The sequence below is a fragment of the Pandoraea sp. NE5 genome (assembly GCF_024363545.1).
Taxonomy (GTDB): domain Bacteria; phylum Pseudomonadota; class Gammaproteobacteria; order Burkholderiales; family Burkholderiaceae; genus Pandoraea; species Pandoraea cepalis.
Genome location: NZ_AP025517.1, coordinates 3,811,953 through 3,837,371, shown reverse-complemented (window position 1 = coordinate 3,837,371; position 25,419 = coordinate 3,811,953). Strand labels below are relative to the sequence as shown.

Genomic DNA, 25,419 nt, shown 5'->3' with positions numbered 1-25,419 from the left:
CACGCGCTGACGTGCAGAATATCGTCGCTTAAGCCACCCAGCGGCGCGCGTTGCGGAACATGCGCATCCACGGGCTGTCCTCGCCCCACTGCTCGGGCGCCCAGCTCATCTGCACCGTGCGGAACACGCGCTCCGGGTGCGGCATCATCACCGTGAAGCGCCCGTCGCCCGTGGTCACCGCCGTCAGGCCGCGCGGCGAACCGTTCGGGTTGAACGGATACTGCTCGGTCGGCTGTCCCCGATGGTCGACGAAACGCACGGCGGCAATCGCCTGATCGATGTTTCCTTGCTGACCGAAGTTGGCATAGCCCTCGCCGTGCGCGATCACGATCGGCAGTTGCGAGCCGGCCATGTCCTTGAAGAACAGCGACGGCGAATCCAGCACTTCCACCTGCGTAAGCCGCGCCTCGTACTTCGACTGGTTGTACGTGAACTTCGGCCAGGCCGCCGCCCCCGGGATCAGGTTCGACAGGTTGCTCATCATCTGGCAACCATTGCACACGCCCAGTGCGAACGTGTCGGCACGGTTGAAAAAGCCGGCGAACTGTTCGGCCAGCGCCGGATTGAACAGAATCGTCTTGGCCCAACCCTCGCCCGCCCCGAGCGTATCGCCGTACGAGAATCCACCGCAGGCGATGAAGCCCTTGAACGCTTCGAGCGAGTGACGGCCGGCGAGCAAATCGCTCATGTGCACGTCGTAGGTATCGAAGCCGGCCTTGTCCAGCACGTAGGCCATTTCCAGATGCGAATTCACGCCCTGCTCGCGCAGGATGGCCATCTTCGGACGCACGCCCGTCGCGATGAACGGGGCCGCGACGTCTTCGCTGGCATCGAACGTGAGCTTCGGCGAGAGACCGGGGTCGCTCGTGTCGTTGAGGGTTTCGTATTCCGCATCGGCCGCGGCCGGGTTATCGCGCAGACGCGCGATGCGCCAGCTCACTTCCGACCACTCGCGTTGCAGCGCCGCGCGCGGCGCGCCAAACACCTTCTTTGCATCGCGATAGATTTCGATGACGTCATTCGTGTTCGGCTTACCGATCACGTGCGAGCAGGCGGACAATCCGGCTTCACGCAGCATTTGCAACACCGCATCGCGCTCCGAGGCGCGCACCTGGATCACCCCGCCAAGTTCTTCCGAGAAAAGCGCGCGCAGCGTCTTGTCTTCGCGACGGCCCACCGTCTGCTTGGCCCAATCCTTGGCATCGCCGTAATCGGATTCGAAGCCGTCGTCGAGCGTGAGCATGTCGACATTGAGCGAGACGCCAACGTGGCCCGCAAACGCCATTTCCGCCACGGTCGCGAAGAGGCCGCCGTCCGAACGATCGTGATACGCCAGGAGCTTGCCGTCGCGGTTCAGTGTCTGGATGGCGTCGAAGAAGCGTTGGAGATCGGCCGGATCGTCCAGGTCCGGCACGACGTCACCGATCTGCTGTGTGACCTGCGCGAGGATACTGCCGCCCAGACGGTTCTTGTTGCGACCCAAATCAATGGCGATCAGCACCGTCTCGCCCACTTGCGCGACCGAGCGCAGTTGCGGCGTGAGATGACCGCGCACATCCTCGATCGGTGCGAAGGCCGAGACGATCAGCGACACCGGCGCGACCACGTCCTTGCTGCGGCCGGCGTCTTCCCACTTGGTGCGCATCGACAGCGAATCCTTGCCGACGGGAATCGACAGGCCCAGCGCCGGGCACAGTTCCATGCCGACCGCCTTGACCGTATCGAACAACGCAGCGTCTTCCCCTTCGGTGCCGCACGCGGCCATCCAGTTGGCCGACAGCTTGATCTGGTCGAGCGACGCAATCGGCGCCGCCGCAATGTTGGTGATGGCTTCGCCAACCGCCATGCGACCGGACGCCGGCGCGTCGATCACGGCCAGCGGCGTGCGCTCGCCCATCGTCATGGCTTCGCCACGATAGCCCGTGTAGTCCATCAGCGAAATGGCGCAATCGGCCACCGGCACCTGCCACGGGCCGACCATCTGGTCGCGGGCCGTCAAGCCGCCCACGGTACGGTCGCCAATCGTGATGAGGAACGACTTGCTGGCCACCGTCGGGTGACGCAGTACGGCACGTGCCACGTCGTCGAGCGACAGGCCCGTCACGTCCACCGGCGGGAGCGTCGTCGCCACACGCGTGACGTCGCGATGCATGCGCGGCGGTTTGCCGAGCAGCACGTCCATCGGCATGTCGACCGGGTCCGGCGACTCCGGATGCATCGCATCGACCAGCTTCAGTTGACGCTCATCGGTGGCGATACCGACCACCGCCACCGGGCAACGCTCGCGTTGGCAGATCGCCTGGAAGGCCGGGAAGCTGTCCGGCGCGATCGCCAGGACATAACGCTCCTGCGCTTCGTTACTCCAGATTTCCGCCGGGGACATGCCCGACTCTTCGAGCTGCACCTGACGCAGATCGAAGCGCGCGCCCTTGTCGGCGCCGTCGACCAGTTCCGGGAACGCATTCGACAGACCGCCCGCGCCCACGTCGTGAATCGACAGGATCGGGTTGGCTTCCCCCTGACGCCAGCACGCATTGATCACTTCCTGCGCGCGACGCTCGATTTCCGGATTGCCGCGCTGCACCGAGTCGAAGTCGAGCTCGGCCGTGTTCGTGCCGGTGGCCATCGAGCTGGCGGCACCGCCGCCCATGCCGATACGCATGCCCGGGCCGCCGATCTGAATGAGCAGCGTTCCGGCCGGCAGATTGTGTTTGTGGGTGTGCTGCGCGGCGATGTTGCCCATGCCGCCCGCGATCATGATCGGCTTGTGATAGCCGCGCACGCGGCCGGCCACGTTCTGCTCGTACGTACGGAAATAGCCGCCGAGAATCGGACGGCCGAATTCGTTGTTGAACGCGGCGCCGCCCAGCGGGCCGTCGACCATAATTTGCAACGGCGACGCAATGCGGTCCGGGCGGCCATAGTCGGCGCCCGTATCGCCGGGATTGCGCAGCGACGGCGGCACCGCCACGTCGAGATCGTTCTCCCACGATTCGCGCGCGTCCGGCAGCGCCAGATTCGACACGGTGAAGCCGGTCAGACCCGACTTCGGCGTGGAGCCGCGGCCGGTCGCGCCCTCGTCGCGGATCTCGCCGCCCGCCCCCGTCGACGCCCCCGGAAACGGCGAAATGGCCGTCGGGTGGTTGTGCGTCTCCACCTTCATCAGCGTGTGCGTGAGTTCAACGCTGCGGCCATACTGGCCGTCGGCGCCACGCGGATACCAGCGCTCGACTTCGGCGCCTTCCATCACCGAAGCATTGTCCGAATAGGCCACCACCGTCCCCTGCGGGTGCAGTTGGTGCGTGTTCTTGATCATCTGGAACAGCGACTTGTCCTGCGCCTGACCGTCGATGGTCCATTGCGCATTGAAGATCTTGTGACGGCAATGCTCGCTGTTGGCCTGCGCGAACATCATCAGTTCCACATCGGTCGGATTGCGCTTCAGGCTCGTGAAGGCGTCGACCAGATAATCGATTTCGTCGTCGGCCAGCGCGAGACCCAGATCCCGGTTGGCGGCTTCGAGGGCGCTGCGGCCCACGCCGATGACGTCGATCGTCTGCAGCGGCTTGGCCGGCAACTCGACGAAGAGCGCCTCGGCGTCGTGGCGCGTGGCCACGACCGTCTCGGTCATGCGGTCGTGCAGCACGCCGGCCACGCGCGCCAGGACATCGGCCGCCAGCGACTTCTTGCCGCCAAGAAGGCCCGACTTCACACCGATCGTGTATTCGACCGCGCGCTCGATACGGCGCACGTGATCGATGCCGCAGTTGCGGGCGATATCCGTCGCCTTGCTCGCCCAGGGGGAAATCGTGCCCAGACGCGGGATCACGAGCACCTGGTCGCCCACCGGCTCTTCACGCACCGGCTCACCATAGGTGAGCAGACCGGCGACGCGGGCCACGTCTTCGCTCGACAGCGGTTCGGCGCTGGCCACGAGATGCACGTAGCGGGCGTCGACACGCACGATCGAACTGTCGATGGCTTGCAGGGTCTGCAGAAGACGTTGCTGGCGGAATTCGGAGAGCGCCAAGGCGCCGGCGAAGCAGGCAATGTGAGTCATGGAAGGACGGAAGGCGAGGCGTTCAAAACGCGGGGGAACGACAAAGCGAGATTATACCCTGCTTACCCCGGGTTATACCCGAGTGCGCCACACGCATTATGGGGAGCCTCTCGCCCTGCGAGGGCGTCTCTCTGGTAACCTATGCGCCCCGTCATCTACACGGGCCGCGAAACCGGCATTCGGGTGCGGCACGGCATAAAACGACACTAACAAGCGAACGTACGGGCGTTCGCCACACACCAGACGGTTGGGAATGAAGGTCATCGTTATCGGCGGCGGGGTCATTGGTACGTGCACCGCCTACTATCTGGCCGCCGCGGGGCATACGGTCACGCTAGTCGAGCGCAACAGCACGGTGGCGCAAGAGAGCAGCTTCGGCAACGCCGGCGTCATCGCGCCCGGCTACGTCACGCCATGGGCAGCGCCGGGCATGCCGCGCAAGCTGCTCGGCCATCTGTTCAGCTCGGCCAGCCCGCTTATCTTCCGGCCGGGCCTGTCGGCCGGCACTTGGCGCTGGGCCGCCCGTTGGCTGCGTGAATGCAAACTCGAACGCTACCGCGCCAACCGCGAGCGGATGCAGCGTCTCGCGTTCTATAGCCAGCGCTGCCTGCATGCACTGCGCGAGACCCATGTCTTCGAGTACGAGCACACGCAAGGCTATCTGCAACTGTTCCGCACCGAACGCGACGTCAAAATGAACGAACCGGCGCGCGCCATGCTCGCCGAGAACGAAGTGCCGCACCGCTTGCTCACGGCCGACGAGTGCCGCAAGCTCGAACCAGCGATTTCGACCGACGCCCAACTGGCGGGTGGCCTGCACCTGCCGCGTGACGAGACCGGCAACTGCCCGCTCTTTACCAAGCGCCTCGCCCAGATCGCCCGCGAGATGGGCGTCACGCTCGCGACCGAGACGACGGTGCTGTCGGTGCGTCCGAACGTGGGGCGATCGGGGGTCACCGTCGAGACGGCCAGCACCGCGCAGCTTGCGCATCGCACGGCACTCGACGCCGATGCCGTCGTGATCGCGGCCGGCGTGGCCAGCACGGCGCTGCTGCGTCCGCTGGGCATTGACCTGCCGCTCTGGCCGATCAAAGGGTATTCGATCACGGTGCCGGTCAAGACCGAACTGTTCAGCCCTCGCATCGCCGTCATGGACGAGTCGTACAAGACCGCCATCACCCCGCAAGGCAACCGTCTGCGCATTGCAGGCACGGCCGAACTGGGCGATTCCGAACTCGTGCTGCGCGAGCGCGCCATCGCCACGCTCTACAAAGTGGCGACGGACTGGTTCCCGGGTGCAGGCAAGTACCGGGAGGCGCGCGCCTGGGTCGGCGCACGTCCGATGCTCCCCGACGGCCCGCCCGTGCTCGGCGCGACGCCGCTGCCCGGCATCTTCCTGAACGTCGGCCACGGTTCGACCGGCTGGGCGATGGCCTGCGGTTCCGGTCGCGTGCTCGCCGACGTCATCTCCGGACAAACGCCGGAAATCGATCTGAACGGTCTGACACTCGCTCGTTACGCGCACTGATATACGCATGCTGGCGTGCGAGGATGCCTGCGGGCCACCCCATGACGAGGGCTGGCCCGGCCCGACGCTCGTAAGCGCGTTCACAGGCCGGCATCGTCGGTAGCCAGCCCCGGTCCGGCAGGGCCTTGTCGTAAACCACCGACACCGCGTCCAGATTCACACCGGCAGGCAGAATGTTGCGTTGAGGGCATAATCTCCGAATGGCCCGCAGAACACACCGCGCCCAAGCCGTCGATGCCGGCATGCGACGATGTGCAGCGTTCGCCGCCCCTCGATACCGGGAGCCTTGTCTGTCATGTCCGATTCATTGCGCGCCGACGCCCCTGCTGCCGCTGCTGCTGACGCCCCTGCCGCTGCCAGCGCCACTGTCGGCGTGGATCCCCTGACACGATCCATCGGGTCGCCACACGATTGTGCGACGTCATCCACTGCCGCATGCGCGCGCGATACCCTCGACTTATGGCTTCCCGACACGCTGCGCGAGGTCGAGCGAGCCGCTGCCGCCCAACTCCCTGCCCATACGCTCATGGCCCGCGCCGGGGCCGCCGTCGCCGAGTGGCTCATCGGTCGATTGCCCGCGCTCGCGAGCGCGGGACGTCAACCCGTGTTGTTGCTCGCAGGGCCCGGCAACAACGGGGGCGACGCTTACGTTGCGGCGCGCGAATTGCATCGGCGCGGGGTGCGTGTCGATGTGTGGCAACTTGGGGCGCCGTCAACCGACGACGCCCGCTGGGCGCACGCCCACGCCCTCTCCGCCGGCGTACCCATCCAGCCTGCCCCGGCCCTCTGGCCTCAACCCTCCTCGGGCTACGCCTGGATTGTCGACGGCCTCTTCGGCATCGGCCTGACGCGCCCTCTCGACGGCCCCGCCGCGGCGCTCGTTGCGCACATCGTCGAGGCCCACGCACAGGGCACACCGGTGCTCGCCATCGACATTCCCAGCGGACTGGCGGCGGCCACCGGCGTCGTCGACGGACCGGTCATACACGCCGACGTTACGATGGCAATGCTGGGCGCCAGCCCCGGGCTGCTCACCGGGATGGGGCGCGACGTTGCCGGGGACGTGCTCATTGCCACCCTGGGAACGGACGAGGTGCTGGCCGCGGTGCGGTCCGGACGCCCCGACGGCCAAGCCATCGCGACGAGCGCGCCGGCCGCGTTCGGTGCGCATTTGCCGCAGCGTCATCATGCATCGCACAAGGGAAGCTATGGATCGCTGGCGGTGCTGGGCGGCCATGAAGGCATGATCGGTGCGCCGCTGCTTTGCGCGCGTGCCGGATTGATGACGGGCGCGGGACGTGTCTATGTGGGCTTCGTCGCGCACGATGCACCCGCCTGGGATCCGCAGCATCCCGAACTGATGCTGCGTCATGCGGAAAACCTTGACCTCGCGACGATGCAGGCCGTCTCCGTCGGCCCCGGGCTCGGGACCTCCGCCGCATCGGCCGCGTGCCTGTCGCGCGCGCTCGCCCTGGACGACACGCCCCTGGTCATCGATGCCGACGCCCTCAATCTGCTGGCCGCCGAGCCCGCGCTCGCCGAGCGCGTGCGCCGTCGCGCCGGTCCCACCGTCATGACACCGCATCCGCTCGAAGCGGCGCGCCTGGCGGGGGGCGACGTCGCGCGCGTTCAATCGGATCGGCTGGCTTGCGCACGGGCGCTCGCCCAACGCTTCGACGCAACGATTGTGCTCAAGGGCTCAGGCAGCGTCATCGACGACGGAACGCACGCCTGGATCAATACGACGGGCAATGCCGGGCTGGCGACGGCGGGCACGGGCGACGTACTCACGGGCGCGATCGGTGCGCTGCTCGCGCAGGGTATGCCAGCGCCGCAAGCCGCACTGGCCGCGGTCTGGCTGCACGGCCGGGCTGCGGAACGGTGCGCCGCCGCAGGGGCCGGTCCCGCTGGACTGACCGCAAGTGAACTTTTGCCCGCCATGCGCGCCGAACTGGCTGACTTGCTGAACGAGGCGGGGTGCGCCAAGCGAAGCACGCAAACGCGCCGCACGGCGCCGGCCGGCTAGCCCTGACATCTCGCTTCACGAGGATGCAGGACCGCCAGATGGTCGTCCACCGTCGCGTTTCTACGTGATTTCGCGACGACTCCCGTTATACTCCGCTTTATCGAAATGTCCTTATCGCACATGCCGTACAAGCCATCCGCGCCTTCCACTCGTCTGGATCAACTCCCTGCCTGGCGTACCCTGCTCACGCACCGCGACGACATTGCCGCGCAGCACATGCGCGACTGGTTCGCGAGCACCGGCGCCCACGCACGCGTCGAACAATTCTCATTGCGTGCGGCCGGTCTGTATCTCGATTACTCGAAGAACCGCATTACCGGCACAACACGCACGCTGCTCGCACAACTCGCGCGCGAGTGCGGCCTGCCGGCCAAGCGCGATGCGATGTGGGCCGGCGACGCCGTCAACATCACGGAAAACCGCGCGGCGTTGCACGTTGCGCTGCGCGCACCGCAGGACATGGCCTTTCGCGACGCGGCCGGCGACGTCAGCCGCGGGGTGCGCGAGACCCTTTCGCGCATGCGTGCTTTCAGCGAAAGCGTGCGCGACGGGCGCTGGGTCGGTGCGACGGGCAAGCCCATTCGACATCTCATCAATGTCGGGATCGGCGGATCGGACCTGGGTCCGCGCATGGTGTGCGACGCGCTAGCCGTCTACGGGCGGCGAGATCTGAGCGCGCACTTCATCGCCAACATCGATCCCACCGAACTGGCACGCACGCTGCCCTCGCTCGACCCCGAAACCACGCTCGTCGTGGTGTGCTCGAAGACCTTCACCACGCTCGAAACCATGACCAACGCGCGCACGATTCGCGCCTGGTTTGTCGCGCATGGCATTCCTGAGGGCGAACTCGGCAAGCACTTCGTGGCGGTGTCGACGAATGCCGAGGAAGCGATGCGCTTCGGCATTCACCGCGAGAACGTGTTCGAGTTTGGCGAGTGGGTCGGCGGGCGGTATTCGCTGTGGTCGTCGATCGGGCTCATCATCATGCTCTATCTCGGCCCGCAGCATTTCGACGCGTTGCTCGCCGGTGCGCATGCCATGGACGAACACTTTCGCAGTGCGCCACTCGAGTCCAACATGCCGGTGCTGCTTGGCCTGCTCGGCATCTGGTACCGGAATTTCTTCGACGCCCAGACGATTTCCATCGCGCCGTATACCGACGCATTGCAGAAACTGCCGCCGTATCTGCAGCAGTTGGACATGGAGAGCAATGGCAAGTCGGTGCAGCTCGACGGGACGCCTGTCTCGTGGCAAACCGCGCCGATCCTATGGGGCGAGCCAGGCACGAACGGTCAGCATGCCTACTTTCAGATGTTGCACCAGGGCACCACGCTGGTGCCGGTGGACTTCATCGCCGTCCTGAATCCGCAATACGATGCGCCCGCCTATCTCGATCATCACCGCAAGCTGCTCGCCAATTGCTTCGCGCAAAGCGAAGCGTTGCTGCAAGGCGGCTCGATGGCCACGGCGGAACAAGCTGGAGGACCGCTGGGCGCACAACGCCGCTTCGACGGCAATCGTCCGAGCAACACGCTCGTGATCGATCAATTGTCGCCCGAGCGCCTGGGTGCGCTGATCGCGCTCTATGAGCACAAGGTGTTCGTGCAGGCCGCCATCTGGAACATCAATCCGTTCGACCAGTGGGGGGTTGAACTGGGCAAGACGCTGAGCCGCGCCATCGAGCCCGAACTCGCCGATCCGCACTTGCTCACGCCCGACGCGCACGACGCCTCGACCACGTCGTTGATTCGCCTTGCAGGCGACGCCCTGAAACGCAAGCACTGAAACGCGCGATCGCCGCGGCAACATCACTGCGGCGTTTTCGACCCTGCGTCTCGTGCGTCCGACGGGCCATCGATCCTTCGTCCGCCGGCGAGTTGCACTGTCGTGTCGCAACGCTGCGCGATCGCCTGATCATGTGTCACGAGCACCAGCGTTGCGCCACGCGCCTTGTTGAGCGAGAACATCAGGTCGATCACGCGCTCCCCCGTCGCCGTGTCCAGACTGCCCGTCGGTTCGTCGGCAAACAGTATGGCGGGTTCGGTGACGAAAGCACGCGCCAGCGCCACGCGCTGCTGTTCGCCGCCGGAGAGCTGCTTCGGATAATGCGCCAGACGCGAGCCCAGCCCCACTTGATCAAGCAACTTGATGGCACGATCGCGCACGTCGCGTGTCTCACCCAGCAACTCGAGCGGCAGCATCACGTTCTCGAGCGCGGTGAGGTGCGGCATCAGTTGAAACGATTGAAAGACGAAACCGACGGCACCGCGTCGCAACGCGGCCCGGCCCTCTTCGTCGAGATCGCCGAGCGACTTGCCCAGCAGCGTGATACTGCCGTCGCTTGCCGTGTCGAGCCCCGCCATCAGGCCTAGCAACGTAGACTTGCCGGACCCCGACGCGCCGACGATGGCCACGCTTTGACCTTTGGCGACACTGACATCGATATCCTGCAGAATGACCAGCTCGCCGGTCGCGTCGCGCAACCGTTTGCCCAGCCCCCGCACCTCAATCACGTTTTCGGAAAACGACATGGTTAGAAGAGAGTTCTTGAAAATGGCCGCCTCCGCCCTCGTAGGCGGGTGCATGCTGTCAGGGACCGCGGCGCACGCGGCAAGTTCGGGGACGCCAACGATTTTGGTCGTCGGCGACAGCCTTTCGGCGGAATATGGCATCGCGCGCGGCACCGGCTGGGTCAATCTGATGCAGCAGACGATCACGCGAAGCGGGTTTGATTATAACGTCGTGAACGCGAGCATCAGCGGCGACACGACGAGCGGCGGACGCGCGCGCCTCGCGCCGCTGCTCGAACGCTATCATCCCGCCATCACGATCCTGGAACTCGGCGGCAACGACGCGCTGCGCGGCATTTCACTCGACCTCACACGCAGCAATCTGCGCGAGATGATCGGCGCGGCACGCAAGGCAGGCAGCCGTGTGATCGTCGTCGGCATGCGCATTCCGCCTAACTACGGGCTCGACTACAGCGAGCAGTTCTTCACGATGTTTTCGCTGGTGGCCAAGCAGGAAAAAACGGGCTACGTGCCGTTCCTGTTGGCGGGTGTCATTGAACACCCCGACTGGTTCCAGCAGGATCAGATTCACCCTCTGGCCAAGGCGCACCCGCAAATCCTGCAGAATGTCTGGCCGACGGTCAAACCACTTCTCAAGCCCGCCGGCAAGGCGCCCTCGCGCCCCGCGCAACCACGAACGCCGAAGACGTCCGGCACATAAAAAACGCGGCCGGTTGGCCGCGTTTCTCGTTTCATTCAGCGATGGTGCCGGCCGCCCATTCAGGCCCCCGACTTGGTGACATCGTTCACGATCTTCACCTTCGAGCGCGCACGCAGGTCGCCCAGCCAGGCGTTCCATTCGGCCTGCGCCGCCAGTTGGTTGAGTTGCTGCGCCTCGGCGGCAAGATGCTGCGCGTCCTGCTCGGCCGGCTGCGTGACCTTGCCGATGCGATACACGGCGTAGCCCTGACCTTCGCCCAACGCGACACCGACATACGCCGGCAACCGGGTCGTATCGGCACTGAAGATTGCCCCCAGGGCCGTCGCCGGCAGCTTGCCAGGGTTGTCTCGCGATACGGTTTGCGCAGCGCCGAATGCGGCGTCGCCCCCCTTCTTGAGCGCTTCGAGCTTGGCCTGGCCGGCCGTCGTCGCTGCCTGCTCGGCCAGATCGGCCACGACCTTCTCTTTGACTTGCGCCTCGATCTGCGCGAGCGGCGGCGTGGCGGCCGGGTGATAAGTCACCACGTGCGCCGACACCAGTACGCCCTGACCCACATCCACCGCCTCGGTGTTGCGCTTGTTCTTGAGCGCTTCGTCGCCAAACACGGCCTTGAGTAACTTCTCATTGCCGATCGGGAGTTTCGCCTGCGACGGATCCGGCGTCCGCGTGACCGTGGCCGTCTGCACCTTCAGGTTGAGCTTGTCGGCCGCCGGCTGCACGCTGTCGGGTTGTTCGTACACGGCGTTGGTGAACTGGTCGGCCAACTTCGCATAGGCCTTCGCCGACTCCTGCTGTCGATACTGATCGGCAAGCTGCGCCTTCACTTCATCGAACGACTTGGTCTGCTCGGGCTTGATGCCGGTCAGCTTGATGATGTGATAACCGAAATCGCTCTTCACGACATCGCTCACGTCACCCTCGTGCTTGAGCGCGAACGTGGCATCGGCAAACGGCTTGACCATTGCGTCGCGTGCGAAGAAGCCCAGATCGCCGCCGTTGGCCTTCGAGCCCGGGTCTTCCGAATCGGCGCTGGCCAGCTTGGCAAAATCATCCGGATGCTTCTTGATCTCGGCGAGCAGCGCGTCGGCCTTCGCCTTCGCCTTGGCGTGATCGGCCGGCGATGCGTCGGCGGGCGACGCGATCAGGATGTGCGATGCGCGGCGCTGCTCCGGCGTGGTGTATTGCTTCAGGTTGTCCTGGTACATCTTGCGCAGCACGTCATCGCTCGCGGGCGTCTGTGCCGAAGCCGGCATGGCCTTCGGGTCGAGCACGACATACTGGATCTCAGCCGATTCGGGCGTCTGGAAGGCGGCCTTGTGCGCATCGTAATACGCCTGAATCTGCGGCTGCGTCGGTACGATCTTGCCGGCGTAGTCCGTGACCGGGAAGGTCAGCACCGAGACGTCACGCTGTTGAGCACGCAGTTGCGCGAAGCGTTCGAGCACCGTCTTCGGCAGCATGGCGCTCGCCTGCACGCTCGACGGCAATTGGTTCGACGCCAGCTCGAAGCGAATTTGCGCTTCAAGGCGCTGCGGCGTGAGGTTTTGCGCAGAAAGCAATTGCGCGTACTTCGCTTCATCGATGGAACCATCCGGGCGGCGCAACTGCGCAATCGCCGGAATGGCGAGCAGCGCCTCACGCACCTGGGCATCGGGCACCGAGAGATTCTTCTTGAGCGTTTCCTGCGTGAGCAGCTTCTGCTGGATCAGGTTATCCAGCACCGCGGCGCGCATTTCGGGGGTGTTGATCTGGTTGGGATCGACAGCGCCGCCAAACATCTGTTGCATGCGCTCGGTCTGCGCGCGAAGCACACTGTCGTATTCCTGACGTGTCACGGTTTGATCGCCGACCTTGGCGATGGTGCTGGCGTCCGCGGCGTATTCCTGCCAGCCATGTACGCCAAACACCACGAACGACGGCACGATCAACACCGTCAGGAAGATGAGAACCAATCGTTGATGACGGCGGATGAAGTCGAACATACGAAATCGGAATAGTCGTCTGGATGCGTCTTAAGACGCCATATGGCAAAAAAGGCGAACCGAAGTTCGCCTTTTCACAATTTGGCGGAGCGGACGGGGCTCGAACCCGCGACCCCCGGCGTGACAGGCCGGTATTCTAACCAACTGAACTACCGCTCCCCAAGATCTGGAACTGGTGGGTGCTGAGGGGCTCGAACCCCCGACCTACGCCTTGTAAGGGCGCCGCTCTACCAACTGAGCTAAGCACCCGTTCCCGATTCAAGTGTTGTTCTTGCTGCAACTCCCCGCCGAAACAGGGAAGCTGATCAGTTTAACGTATCTTTCAATACTTTGCCAGGGCGAAATTTCGGAACCTTCGCTGCCTTGATCTTGATCGCGGCCCCCGTGCGCGGATTGCGTCCGGTACGCGCCGCACGCTTGGCCACGAGGAAGGTGCCGAAGCCGACCAACGTCACGCTATCTCCCTTCTTCAGCGATTTTTTTACCGCACCCACCAATGCTTCAAGTGCCCGACCGGCAGCCGCTTTCGAGATGTCTGCTTCACCCGCGATATGATCGATCAGTTCCGTCTTGTTCACTGTAACCCCCTTGCAAGGATAGTAGGCGATTGAGCCGCGGAGGCGCTCTTTGCGCGCCTTGACTTTGATCTGCTAGGTCCGTCGGCTTTGCCATTAGACAAGCCGGAAACCCTTATGTCAAGCCGTTTTGCGCCCTTTGGGCGGCTTAGGAAGCACTCCTGAATCTGCGCTTCCCCGGTGTCATTTTCGAGCGCATCGTCTGAACAAAAAAAAGCCCGGGGAAACCCCCGGGCAATTTACGCACTTCCCGCGTAGCGATCGGCGGCCAATCCGCCCGTTGCCCACTACACGAAAAATTATCGTCAGTGCTTGATGACTTCCTGCTTGCCGCTGGCATCCGCATTCGGCGTGACAGGCGCGGCCTTCGCCTCTTCCTCGGGCAGCGGCGTCGGTGCATGCTCCAACGCCAGCTCAAGCACCTTGTCGATCCAGCGCACCGGCACGATCTCCAGCGCGTTCTTGACCGTATCCGGAATCTCTGCGAGATCCTTCACGTTCTCCTCCGGAATCAACACGAGCTTGATGCCACCACGGTGAGCCGCCAGCAACTTCTCCTTGAGACCGCCGATCGGCAACACTTCACCGCGCAGCGTGATCTCACCGGTCATCGCCACATTCGCACGCACCGGAATACCGGTGAGCACCGAGACCAGCGCCGTCGTCATGGCGATACCGGCAGACGGACCATCCTTAGGCGTCGCCCCTTCCGGCACGTGGATGTGGATGTCCTTCTTCTCGAACTGCTCATCCGTCACGCCGAGGCGGCGCGCACGCGAACGCACGACAGAGCGCGCGGCCTCGACCGACTCCTTCATCACGTCGCCGAGCGAACCCGTCCGAATGATGTTGCCCTTGCCCGGCATCAACGCGGCTTCGATGGTCAGCAGATCGCCGCCCACTTCCGTCCACGCCAGACCCGTGACCTGACCGATCTGGTTTTCCTTCATGGCCAGACCGAAGTCAAACTTGCGCACGCCCAGGAAGTTGTCGAGATTGCCCGCATCGACCTTGATCGACGTACCTTCAACCTTCTTGAGCAACAGCATCTTCACGACCTTACGGCAGATCTTCGAGATCTCACGCTCGAGCGAACGCACACCCGCTTCGCGCGTGTAGTAGCGGATGATGTCGCGAATCGCCGCTTCGGCCAGATCGATCTCGCCTTCCTTCAGCCCGTTGTTCTTCTTCTGCTTGGGCAGCAGATAACGCTGGGCAATGTTGACCTTCTCGTCTTCCGTGTAGCCCGACAGGCGAATCACTTCCATACGGTCGAGCAGCGGCGCCGGAATGTTCAGCGAGTTCGACGTGGCCACGAACATCACGTCCGACAGATCGAAGTCGACTTCGACGTAATGGTCCGAGAACGTGTGGTTCTGCTCGGGGTCGAGCACTTCGAGCAGCGCCGAACTCGGATCCCCGCGAAAATCCATGCCCATCTTGTCCACTTCGTCGAGCAGGAACAGCGGATTGCGTACGGCCACCTTCGACAGACTCTGCAGGATTTTGCCCGGCATCGACCCGATATACGTACGACGGTGACCGCGAATCTCGGCCTCGTCACGCACGCCGCCCAACGCCATGCGCACGAACTTGCGGTTCGTCGCACGCGCGATCGACTGACCGAGCGAGGTCTTGCCCACACCGGGGGGCCCCACCAGGCACAGGATCGGTGCCTTGACCTTCTCGACGCGCTGTTGCACGGCAAGATACTCAAGGATGCGTTCCTTGACCTTCTCCAGGCCGAAGTGATCCTCGTCGAGCACCTTCTCGGCGTTCGACAGGTCGTTGTTGACCTTGCTCTTCTTGCGCCACGGCAGACCGACCAGCGTGTCGATATAGTTACGCACGACGGTCGCCTCGGCCGACATCGGCGACATCAGCTTGAGCTTCTTGAGTTCGGCGTCAGCCTTCTTCTTGGCTTCCTTGGGCAGATGCGCGGCCTTGATCCGCTTCTCGAGCTCTTCGAGATCCGCGCCTTCTTCACCCTCGCCCAACTCCTTCTGGATCGCCTTGACCTGTTCGTTCAGGTAGTACTCGCGCTGGCTCTTCTCCATCTGGCGCTTCACGCGGCCACGGATACGCTTTTCCACCTGAAGAATGTCGATCTCGCTCTCGAGCTGCGCGAGCAGGTGCTCGAGACGCTCGATGACCGGGAACATTTCCAGGATGTTCTGTTTCTGCTCCAGCTTGAGCGGCAGGTGGGCGGCGATCGTGTCCGCCAGACGACCCGCCTCGTCGATACCCGAGAGCGACGTCAGGATCTCCGGCGGAATCTTCTTGTTGAGCTTCACATACTGATCGAACTGGGCCACGATCGCGCGGCGCAGCGCCTCGGATTCCGGCGAGTTGCCGTCGTCCGGTTCGAGCGGCATCACTTCCGACGTGAACTGGGTTTCCTCTTCGTCCACACTCAGGGTGCGGGCGCGCTGAATCCCTTCGACGAGCACCTTGACGGTGCCATCGGGCAATTTGAGCATTTGCAGAATGTTCGCCACGCAGCCGATCTCGTAGAGATCCTTCGACGTGGGCTCATCCTTGGCCGCCGCCTTCTGGGCGACGAGCATGATGTGCTTGCCGCCTTCCATGGCGGTTTCAAGCGCTTTAATCGATTTTGGACGCCCCACGAAAAGGGGAATCACCATGTGCGGAAACACGACCACGTCGCGCAAAGGCAACAGGGGCAGTTGAATCGCTTCGGGCGGGAGGATTTGGGTGCCTGACATCTCGTTCCCCATATTTAACGATACCGTTGTGTTCCAGCTAATTGAGGCCGCCGACGGGAATTACAAGGGGGAGTGGAACAGCCCTTTCGCCGGTAAGTTGCACCGCTCGGGGTTTCATTGCCCGCGGCACTAGTATGAAGGAAAAAAAGCCGTCCATGTTTCCATGAACGGCTTCGGGTAGCGCTGAGTTGACCGTTCAATTGGAGCCGGCAACCTTGGGCGACTCCTGGTAAATCAAAAGCGGTTTCCCGTCGCCGCTGATCGCGTTTTCGTCGAGGATCACCTTGGTGACGCCCTTTAGCGACGGGAGCTCGTACATCACTTCGAGCAAGGCCTGCTCGATGATCGAGCGCAAGCCGCGCGCGCCCGTCTTGCGCTTGATGGCCTTGCGCGCCACCGCGTGCATCGCGGCCGGCCGAATCTCCAGTTCCACGCCTTCCATCAGGAACAAGCGCTGATATTGCTTGACCAGCGCGTTCTTGGGCTCGACGAGGATCGTCACCAGCGCGTCCTCGTCAAGCTTGCCCAGCGTGGCAACCACCGGCAGACGACCGATCAGCTCCGGAATCAGGCCAAACTTGATCAGATCTTCCGGCTCGACGTCACGCAGCAACTCGCTGGCGTCGCGCTCTTCACCGGTCTTGACCGTTGCACCGAATCCGATGCCTGTCTTCTCGGTACGGTTCATGATGATCTTCTCGAGACCATCGAACGCTCCGCCGCAGATGAACAGGATGTTCGTCGTGTCGACCTGGATGAAATCCTGGTTCGGGTGCTTGCGACCGCCTTGCGGCGGCACCGACGCCATCGTGCCTTCGACCAGCTTGAGCAGCGCCTGCTGCACGCCCTCGCCCGACACGTCGCGCGTAATCGACGGATTGTCCGACTTGCGGCTGATCTTGTCGATTTCATCAATATAGACGATGCCCTTCTGCGCCTGCTCGATCTCGTAATTGCAGTTCTGCAGCAGCTTCTGGATGATGTTTTCGACGTCTTCCCCCACGTAACCGGCTTCGGTCAGCGTGGTGGCGTCGGCAATCACGAAGGGCACGTTGAGCAGGCGGGCGAGCGTTTGCGCGAGCAATGTCTTGCCCGAGCCGGTCGGCCCGATGAGCAGGATGTTGCTCTTGGCGAGTTCGACTTCGTCGCGCTTGTCGCCGAGGTGCTTCAGTCGCTTGTAATGGTTGTAGACCGCCACGGCCAGAATCTTCTTGGCACGGTCCTGACCGATCACATACTGATCGAGACTCTCGCGAATTTCCAGCGGCGACGGCAGATCGGACTTGCCGCCGCTGCCGCTCTCGTCTTCGGCCGCAGCGGCCTCGTCGCGGATAATCTCATTGCACAGATCGATGCACTCGTCGCAAATGAAGACCGACGGCCCCGCGATGAGCTTCTTGACCTCGTGCTGACTCTTTCCGCAGAACGAGCAGTAGAGCAGCTTTTCGCCGTTGGAAGTGCTTTTTTTATCCACCATATCTGTGTCAGCCTGCTAGCAATTTGCGCCCCGGTCGTCCCCCGCCGGGGGCGGCAAACGCGGCATACGTGAATCTCATTGTAACGCCATGCCGTGCGAGCGTGTGACCCAGCCGCATCGGCAATAATTTCCCTTTTACGACAAAGACTTGGCACGAACACCTGGCTTTCAAAAACGACGCCGCCCGGTGTCGCGCCAACCTTTTGTCGTTGCGCGCTCTCGAACTCGAAACCGAATCAGGGACGCTTTTCGAGCACGCGGTCGATCAACCCATACTCGACGGCATCGGCCGCCGACTTGAAGTTGTCGCGATCGGTGTCGCGCGCGATGACCTCGAGCGACTGGCCGGTGTTGTCGGCCAACAGTCGATTCAACCGATCCTTGAGCAGCAGGATTTCCCTGGCGTGGATCTCGATGTCCGACGCCTGACCGCGAGCGCCGCCCAGCGGTTGGTGAATCATGATGCGCGCGTTCGGCAGCGCGAAGCGCTTGCCCTTCTCACCGGCCGCCAGCAGAAATGCGCCCATGCTCGCCGCCATGCCCAGGCACAGCGTCGAGACCGCCGGCTTGACGAACTTCATCGTGTCGTAAATCGCCAGGCCCGCCGAGACGGAACCGCCCGGCGAATTGATGTACATCGAGATTTCCTTGTCCGGATTTTCGCTCTCGAGGAACAGCAACTGTGCGACGACGAGGTTGGCGCTCTGGTCGTTGACCTCGCCCACCAGGAAAATGATGCGCTCCTTGAGGAGTCGCGAGTAAATATCGTAAGCGCGCTCGCCACGACCACTTTGCTCGACGACCATCGGCACGAGGCCAAGGCCTTGCGTCTCGAGTGCGGAGTTGTACGTCGGGGAGGCGAGTTGGGCGAGCAATTCGGAACGGGTAATCATATCGGTTCGACCCTTCTATCGAGATGGTTTTGCGCGCCGCAGGGAGGAGGCCCGGAGGCCATTTGGAAAAGAACCGCCACGGCATTGCGGCCGCGGCGGTTCAATCGGTCGTGTCGCGTTCGATCAGGCTTGCGAGTTGCCGGCCAGCTCTTCGAAACTGACCTGCTTGTCGGTCACCTTGGCCTTACCCAGGACGAATTCGACCACGTTGTTCTCGACGACGAAACCTTCCATTTCCGCCATGCGCTGCTGATCGCCATAGTACCAGCGGACGACTTCTTGCGGGTCTTCGTAGCTCTTCGCGAACTCTTCGACTTCGGCCTTGATTTGCTCCGGCTTGGCTTGCAGGTCATTCTGCTTGACCAGCTCGGCCAGAATCAGACCCAGCTTCACGCGACGCTCGGCTTGCTCCTTGAACATTTCCGCCGGAATCGGCACGTTGCCGGCGTTCGGCACGCCGCGTTGCGTCAAATCCTGACGGGCCATTGCCACCAGGCGCTCCTGGTCCTGTGCGACCAATGCGTTCGGCACGTCGAGCTCCGACACCGAGATCAGCGCGTTCATCACCTGATCCTTGAGCAAGGCCTGCGTACGACGCTTCACTTCGCGCGACAGGTTTTCCTTGATATCGGCGCGCATCTTTTCCATGCTGCCGTCAGCGATGCCGAGCGACTTGGCGAACTCGCCGTCGACTTCAGGCAGGTGCGCCCACTCGACCTTCTTCAGCGTCACGGTGAACGTAGCGGTCTTGCCGGCCACTTCCTTGCCGTGGTACTCGTCGGGGAACTTGAGTTCGAAATCCTTCGAATCGCCCACCTTCAGGCCCAGCGTGGCCGTCTCGAACTCAGGCAGCATGCGGCCTTCGCCCAGCACGAACACAAAGTCTTCGGCGCTGCCGCCGGCGAACGCTTCCCCGTCGATCTTGCCAACGAAGTCGACCGTCACGCGGTCGCCGTCCTTGGCTTCGACCGAGCCGCCGTCGCCGTGGGCGCCGACTTCGCCGCGCACGTGGTAGTGCACGCGCTGCTTGCGCAGGATGTCGATGGTGCGGTCGATCTCGGCTTCCGAGACGTCCGTCGTGGTACGGCTCACCTCGGCCGTGGCCAGGTCACCGATCTTGACTTCCGGGTAGATCTCGAACGTGGCATCGAATGCGTACTCGGCCTCGCCCGCGTCGACCTTCGGCGCGAAGCGCGGCTGACCCGCGACGCGCAGATCCTGTTCCTTGCTGATGTCGAAGAATTGCTGGCCGACCTTGTCGCTCACGACTTCGGCTTCGACCTGACCACCGTACTGCTGGGTGACCATCTTCAGGGGCACCTTGCCCGGGCGGAAGCCCGGCATACGCACCGTCTTCGACAGCTTCTGAATGCGTGCCGCAACTTCTTTTTCGACTTCCTGCTTGGGCAGGGCGATGGTAAAGCGACGCTCGAGCTTGCCGAGGTTTTCAACAGCGATAGTCATGAGGATATTCGTCCTTCCAGAGGGTCGTTCTGTGTTGCGGCGAGGGAATGCCACAAGCGGACCCTGTCAGTTAATCAACCTTGGGCCGGAACCGACGTTGCGACGCCGGCTTCCCTCCGCCCCCGACATGCGGGGTAGCGCCAAAACGGTTTTGAACACAAAGCGGAACATTTTAGCAAACTATTGCCCCGCCTCCAGACTTTCCGCCCCGATATCAGGGAAATCGGACCATTTTGCCTTCACGTGCCTTCCCGACGCCGCCCGCCCTGCCGGGCATGTCGCAACAGGTCGGTACAGGCCGGCATTACGCTTTAGAGGATCGCGTCCAGAAAAAGATCTTGGGGGAAGCCCACTTACGGCTTAGGATTCATTCGTACGTTTGAATGAAACATCGGTTCCATCCGATGGCGCGGCCTCGCGCCGCATCACACTGGAGGTGCTTCGTGAGCCCACGCCTTTCCGCCGGCCGGCACGTCGGCGACACCAAGCTACGCATCCTCGATGCCGCAGAAGACCTTTTCATCGAATACGGCTACGAAGCGATGTCCTTGCGTCAGATCACGTCGCGAGCCGACGTCAACCTGGCCGCCGTCAACTATCACTTCGGCAGCAAGGAGACCTTGCTCCAGGCCATGTTGGCGCGTCGGCTCGACCGGCTCAACGACGAGCGGCTCGCGCTGCTGACGCGCGCCGAAGCCGAGTGGCCGGCACCGCAGCTCACGTGCGAACACGTGCTGGGGGCAATGTTCATCCCCGCCCTTGCCATCTCGCATCATCGCGATATCGGCGGCCCGGCGTTCCTGCGCCTGCTCGGGCGGGTGTACGCCGATCCGTCGCCGTTCATCCGCGACTATTTGCAGCAGCATTACGCCCCCGTCTTCGAGCGCTTCTTCGACGCCTTCGCCCGCGCGTTACCTGAGCTGCCGCGCCAGGAACTGGGCTGGCGTCTGCACTTCGCGCTTCAGGCCCTGTCCGGCGTGCTCGCGAGCAGCGACACCGCTCGACTGATCGACACGTTCGCCCAAGGCCAGGCGATGGGCGACCTGCAGGTCGTGGCACGGCTCACGGCCCTCATGGTCGCGGCGCTCAGGGCGCCGATGCCGGGCGAGGAGCAACTGGCGAGCTTCGCCGACGTCTTCGCGCTGGCGAAGGCCGCGGACATTACGCCGCCACGCGACGCCGGATACGTCGCCGCCCCGCCCACGACAACCGCAGAAGCGAATGCCGCGCCTCGGATCCCCGGCGCCGACGACCGCTCGCTCGCCAATGCCTGAATACCGATCACCGACAGCCGGAGAAGGTCCGAGCCAGTCGACGACGATCGAACACGAAGGCCAAACCTGAACAGACGCCCGAACGCCAATCGGGAGGCGAGGCCCAATCGACGCTGAGGCGTCCCCGACCGGTGCTACGGCACCCCCGGCCGGGAGGATGAACCGAGAGGGAGGACAGCATGATGGCTCTATGGATTCTTGCGTGGGTCGCGGGCGTAAGCGCCCTGCTCTTTTATCGTGCGCACGCCTGGCAGTGGTTGTTGGCGACTGTGGTGTGGGCGGGCGCAGGCGCGGTGAGCGGGCTGACGGGGACGGTGGCGACCGTCTTACTCGCCGTCATCTTCGTCTTGCCGGCACTGGTCCTCAGCATTGGCCCGCTGCGGCGCGCTTGGATCACCGCACCGCTGCTCGCCAAATTCCGCACGATCATGCCGGAGATGTCCGAGACGGAGAAAGACGCCATTGAAGCCGGCACCGTCTGGTGGGATGCGGATTTGTTCTCCGGCCGTCCCGACTGGAAAAAATTCATGGCGCTGCCCGCGCCCACCTTGTCCGCCGAAGAGCAGGCCTTCCTGGACACCGAGGTCGAACACCTGTGCGACCTGTCCAACGACTGGGAAAGCACCCAGGTCTGGCAGGACCTGCCGCCAAACGCATGGCAATACGCGAAGGATGCCGGCTTTCTGGGAATGATTATCCCCAAGCGCTACGGTGGCCTCGAATTCTCCGCGTACGCGCACTCTCAAGTGGTGATGAAGCTCGCTTCGCGTTGCTCGGCGGCCGCCGTTTCGGTCATGGTGCCGAACTCGCTCGGCCCCGCCGAACTGCTGCTTCACTATGGCACCGAAGCCCAGAAGAACTACTATCTGCCGCGCCTGGCGAAGGGGGACGAAGTCCCTTGCTTCGCACTCACGAGCCCATACGCGGGCTCGGACGCCGCCGCCATCCCCGACGTCGGCATCGTCTGCCGAGGCGTTCACGAGGGCCGCGAAACGCTTGGGTTCCGTGTCACGTGGAGCAAGCGCTACATCACCCTGGGGCCGATCGCGACGGTGCTCGGCCTCGCCTTCCGAGCCCTCGATCCCGACCATCTGCTCGGTGACGACGACGCCCCAGGCATCACCTGCGCACTGATTCCCACGCACCATCCGGGCGTGGTGATCGGGCGTCGCCACTGGCCGCTGAACGCCGTCTTCCAGAACGGCCCGAATGCCGGCAAGGACGTCTTCATTCCGCTCGACTGGGTGATCGGCGGCCAGGCACAGGTCGGCAAAGGCTGGCGCATGCTGATGGAATGTCTCGCGGCGGGCCGTGCAATTTCGTTGCCCTCCTCGAACGTCGGCTACTCGAAGCTTGCCGTGCGTGCCACGGGGGCTTATGCGGCGGTACGGCGTCAATTCCGCACGCCGATCGGGAAGTTCGAAGGGGTGCAGGAGGCGCTTGCGCGCATGGCCGGCAACCTTTACGCGATGGACGCCGCACGCCGCATGGCAGCGCTCGCCGTCGATCTTGGCGAGAAGCCCTCGGTGATCTCCGCCATTGCGAAATACCACGTGACCGAACGCGCCCGCAAAGTGGTCAACGACGGCATGGATGTCGTCGCGGGCAAAGGCATCTGCATGGGCCCGAACAACTTCCTTGCCCGCGCCTACCAGCAGATCCCGGTATCGATCACAGTGGAGGGCGCCAACATCATGACGCGCTGCCTGATGATCTTCGGTCAGGGCGCGATCCGCTGCCATCCGTATGTGCTCAAGGAGCTGAGCGCCGCGCAAATGGCGGATCGAGCGGCGGCCATGCACGCCTTCGACGACGCCCTCTTCGGCCATCTGAGCTTCGTCACGAGCAACATCGTGCGCGGTGCCCTGCACGGCATCACGCATGCGCGCTTCTCCACCGTGCCGTCGAACGCCGCGCCGGAGTTGCATGGGTACTACCGCGCCGCGAATCGTCTATCGACGCTGCTCGCCATTGCATCCGACGTCTCGATGGCGGTGCTCGGCGGCTCGCTCAAGCGGCGCGAGCGCCTCACTGGCCGGCTCGGCGACATCCTCTCTCAATTGTTCCTGTTGACGGCGACGCTCAAGCGTTACGAAGACGAAGGCCGCCCCACCGCCGATCTGCCACTGGTGCACTGGGCCGCGCAGGACGCGCTCTGGCAGGCACGCGAGGCGTTCGAAGGCGTGCTTGCGAACTATCCGTCGCGCGCCGTCGCCTGGTGGATGCGCTGGAAACTCATGCCGCTCGGCCTGCCCTATGCCAAACCGTCCGATGCGCTGGCCACTCAGGTCGCCGAGTTGATGCAAACGCCGGGCGACGCGCGCGAGCGCCTCATCACCGGCAGCTATTCGCCGCGCCCCGAAATCGACGGTCTGGCTTACGGGGAGATCGTTTTCCAGATGACGCCGCAGGTCACCGCCATCGAGCAGCGTTTGCGCACGGCAGTCAAGGAGGGCCGCCTGCCGACGATGCCCCAAAGCCTGCCCGAATTCTCCGAGTGGGTGGAGCAGGCCGCGCATCTGCATCTCGTGAGCGACGGCGAGCGCCAGGTGCTGGCGCAGTACGCCGACTTTGCGGCGCGGGCCGTGGCCGTCGACGATTTCCCGCCCGACTTCGGTCGCCTTGCCGACATGCAGCACGCCCAGCAACAGGAAGCGGCCGACGAAGCGCTCACGCCGTGAGCTCGCCCGCCTGCCGCTGCCTATCACTCTGAGGATTTCCGCGCCGTGACGACGTCCGACCGATATCTGGCTTTCGCCAACTCCGCCGTGGGCAGCCGCCTGGCCAATGCGCTGGGGCTACCGCGCCCCGTGCCGCTCGAGCGGATGCCGTCGCGCGACGACAGCCGCACCGAGGCAGACACCGATGCGTCGCCACGCGCCATGCCCACACCGCCCGCGGTCGTGGGCGGCGCGGGCGACGCCCCGCTGTTGCCGGACCTCGCACGAGAGCTGCATCGGCTCGGCATGTCTAGCCTTGCGCACGCCGAGCGACTCGACTGGATCTCGCACGCCAACCAGGCGGGTACGATGAGCGGACGCTTCAATCCCAGCGAAGGCGTACGTGCCAAGGCGTTGCTGTTCGATGCGAGCGCCATCGCCAGCACCGACGGGCTCAGCGCGCTCTATACGTTCTTCCATGACACCCTCGCCTGCCTCGACCGATGCGCCCGCGTGCTCGTGCTGGGCGTGCCGCCCGCGCTGGCACCGACACCCCAGGCCAGCGTGGCGCAGCGCGCGCTCGAAGGCTTCGTGCGATCGCTCGCCAAGGAACTCAAGCGCGGGGCCACGGCGCAGTTGCTCTACGTCGCGCCGCACGCTCGGGACGCCCTGCACTCCACGCTGCGCTTCTTTCTCTCGCCGCGCGCCGCCTACGTAAGCGGTCAGGCCATCACCCTGCAAGCGCCGGTATTCACAACGCCGCCGACTCACGACGATCGTCCACTCGCCGGACAGGTCGCCGTTGTGACAGGCGCGGCGCGCGGCATCGGCGAAGCGATCGCCACCGTGCTGGCACACGACGGCGCGCATGTCGTGTGCGTCGACATCGCGCAAGCACAGAGCGCGCTCGAGGCTGTGGCGATGCGTCTCGACGGCAGCGCGCTCATGTGCGACATTGCCGCGCCCGAAGCGGGGGCGACATTGCTCGCGCATCTGGCCACGCATGCGCCACGCGGCCTTGACATCCTCGTGCACAACGCCGGCATCACGCGCGACAAGACGCTCGTGCGCATGAGCGAAGCGCAATGGCAGAGCGTGCTCGACATCAATGTCGGTGCGCCGCAACGCATCAATCAGGCGCTGCTCGATGCTGGGGTGCTGCGCGCCAACAGCCGGATCGTCGGTGTGGCGTCGATCAGTGGCATTGCGGGAAATCGGGGGCAGACCAACTACGCGGCGTCGAAGGCGGCGGTGATTGGCATGATCGAAGCCTGGTCGCCGGTGCTCGCCGAGCGCCACATCAGCATCAATGCCGTCGCTCCCGGCTTCATCGAGACGCAGATGACCGCCGCTGTGCCGTTCGCCATTCGCGAAGCCGGGCGCCGGATGAACTCCCTCGGCCAGGGCGGCCAGCCGGTCGACGTGGCGCAGGCCATTGCCTGGCTGGCGCACCCCGCATCGGGCGCATTGACCGGACAGGTGGTGCGCGTGTGCGGCCAGAGCCTGCTAGGTGCATGACC

General features: G+C 64.1%; 15 protein-coding genes and 2 tRNA genes. 7 read left to right on the top strand and 10 right to left on the bottom strand.

Going from position 1 to position 25,419, the window contains the following annotated elements; all coding sequences use genetic code 11:
- Window positions 1–28: 28 nt before the first annotated feature.
- Window positions 29–4,060: a phosphoribosylformylglycinamidine synthase gene (gene purL, locus PanNE5_RS17485; protein WP_017234777.1), complete on the bottom strand. Its 4,032-nt coding sequence runs from the start codon at window positions 4,058–4,060 to the stop codon at window positions 29–31.
- A gap of 253 nt (window positions 4,061–4,313) precedes the next feature.
- On the opposite strand from purL, the gene PanNE5_RS17480 reads away from it, so the two are divergent.
- From PanNE5_RS17480 to pgi, 3 genes are all read left to right on the top strand, one after another.
- Window positions 4,314–5,588 carry a D-amino acid dehydrogenase gene (locus tag PanNE5_RS17480; RefSeq protein ID WP_017234776.1) on the top strand — a complete coding sequence of 425 codons (1,275 nt, stop codon included), beginning with the start codon at window positions 4,314–4,316 and terminating at the stop codon, window positions 5,586–5,588.
- A 295-nt stretch (window positions 5,589–5,883) separates the two neighbouring features.
- Complete coding sequence (locus PanNE5_RS17475) at window positions 5,884–7,614, top strand: NAD(P)H-hydrate dehydratase (protein WP_261938477.1); 1,731 nt, start codon at window positions 5,884–5,886, stop codon at window positions 7,612–7,614.
- Window positions 7,615–7,734: 120 nt separating this feature from the next.
- The gene (gene pgi, locus PanNE5_RS17470; RefSeq protein ID WP_261938476.1) at window positions 7,735–9,402 is read left to right on the top strand and encodes a glucose-6-phosphate isomerase; all 1,668 of its coding nucleotides are present in this window, start codon (window positions 7,735–7,737) and stop codon (window positions 9,400–9,402) included.
- Window positions 9,403–9,425: 23 nt separating this feature from the next.
- Here the strand turns inward: pgi and PanNE5_RS17465 are convergent, their stop codons facing one another.
- Window positions 9,426–10,148, bottom strand: coding sequence for an ABC transporter ATP-binding protein (locus PanNE5_RS17465; protein WP_017234145.1), 723 nt, complete (start codon window positions 10,146–10,148; stop codon window positions 9,426–9,428).
- Between the two features lie 52 nt (window positions 10,149–10,200).
- Here PanNE5_RS17465 and PanNE5_RS17460 point away from each other — a divergent pair, with 52 nt between their 5' ends.
- Entirely contained in the window at window positions 10,201–10,848 is a 648-nt protein-coding gene (locus tag PanNE5_RS17460; RefSeq protein ID WP_017234146.1) for an arylesterase, read from the top strand.
- A gap of 59 nt (window positions 10,849–10,907) precedes the next feature.
- Here the strand turns inward: PanNE5_RS17460 and PanNE5_RS17455 are convergent, their stop codons facing one another.
- The 8 genes from PanNE5_RS17455 to tig form a co-directional block, all read right to left on the bottom strand.
- Window positions 10,908–12,830 (bottom strand): SurA N-terminal domain-containing protein, encoded by a 1,923-nt coding sequence (locus PanNE5_RS17455; protein WP_017234147.1) that lies wholly within the window; start codon window positions 12,828–12,830, stop codon window positions 10,908–10,910.
- Window positions 12,831–12,912: 82 nt separating this feature from the next.
- Window positions 12,913–12,989, bottom strand: a tRNA-Asp gene (locus tag PanNE5_RS17450).
- A 14-nt stretch (window positions 12,990–13,003) separates the two neighbouring features.
- Window positions 13,004–13,079, bottom strand: a tRNA-Val gene (locus tag PanNE5_RS17445).
- Window positions 13,080–13,135: 56 nt separating this feature from the next.
- Window positions 13,136–13,408 (bottom strand): HU family DNA-binding protein, encoded by a 273-nt coding sequence (locus PanNE5_RS17440; RefSeq protein WP_017234148.1) that lies wholly within the window; start codon window positions 13,406–13,408, stop codon window positions 13,136–13,138.
- A gap of 302 nt (window positions 13,409–13,710) precedes the next feature.
- Window positions 13,711–16,131: an endopeptidase La gene (gene lon, locus PanNE5_RS17435; RefSeq protein WP_261938475.1), complete on the bottom strand. Its 2,421-nt coding sequence runs from the start codon at window positions 16,129–16,131 to the stop codon at window positions 13,711–13,713.
- Between the two features lie 196 nt (window positions 16,132–16,327).
- The gene (clpX, locus tag PanNE5_RS17430; RefSeq protein WP_017234150.1) at window positions 16,328–17,608 is read right to left on the bottom strand and encodes an ATP-dependent Clp protease ATP-binding subunit ClpX; all 1,281 of its coding nucleotides are present in this window, start codon (window positions 17,606–17,608) and stop codon (window positions 16,328–16,330) included.
- Window positions 17,609–17,844: 236 nt separating this feature from the next.
- The gene (gene clpP / locus PanNE5_RS17425; protein ID WP_026131988.1) at window positions 17,845–18,498 is read right to left on the bottom strand and encodes an ATP-dependent Clp endopeptidase proteolytic subunit ClpP; all 654 of its coding nucleotides are present in this window, start codon (window positions 18,496–18,498) and stop codon (window positions 17,845–17,847) included.
- A gap of 126 nt (window positions 18,499–18,624) precedes the next feature.
- Window positions 18,625–19,965 carry a trigger factor gene (gene tig, locus PanNE5_RS17420; RefSeq protein ID WP_017234152.1) on the bottom strand — a complete coding sequence of 447 codons (1,341 nt, stop codon included), beginning with the start codon at window positions 19,963–19,965 and terminating at the stop codon, window positions 18,625–18,627.
- 404 nt (window positions 19,966–20,369) lie between these two features.
- On the opposite strand from tig, the gene PanNE5_RS17415 reads away from it, so the two are divergent.
- The 3 genes from PanNE5_RS17415 (at window position 20,370) to PanNE5_RS17405 (ending at window position 25,417) form a co-directional block, all read left to right on the top strand.
- A complete protein-coding gene (locus PanNE5_RS17415; RefSeq protein WP_051060198.1) occupies window positions 20,370–21,239 on the top strand; it encodes a TetR/AcrR family transcriptional regulator in 870 nt (289 codons plus the stop codon).
- Window positions 21,240–21,421: 182 nt separating this feature from the next.
- Window positions 21,422–23,920, top strand: a complete 2,499-nt coding sequence (locus PanNE5_RS17410) for an acyl-CoA dehydrogenase (protein WP_410007594.1) — start codon at window positions 21,422–21,424, stop codon at window positions 23,918–23,920.
- A 45-nt stretch (window positions 23,921–23,965) separates the two neighbouring features.
- The gene (locus tag PanNE5_RS17405; RefSeq protein ID WP_261938473.1) at window positions 23,966–25,417 is read left to right on the top strand and encodes a 3-oxoacyl-ACP reductase; all 1,452 of its coding nucleotides are present in this window, start codon (window positions 23,966–23,968) and stop codon (window positions 25,415–25,417) included.
- Window positions 25,418–25,419: the final 2 nt, after the last annotated feature.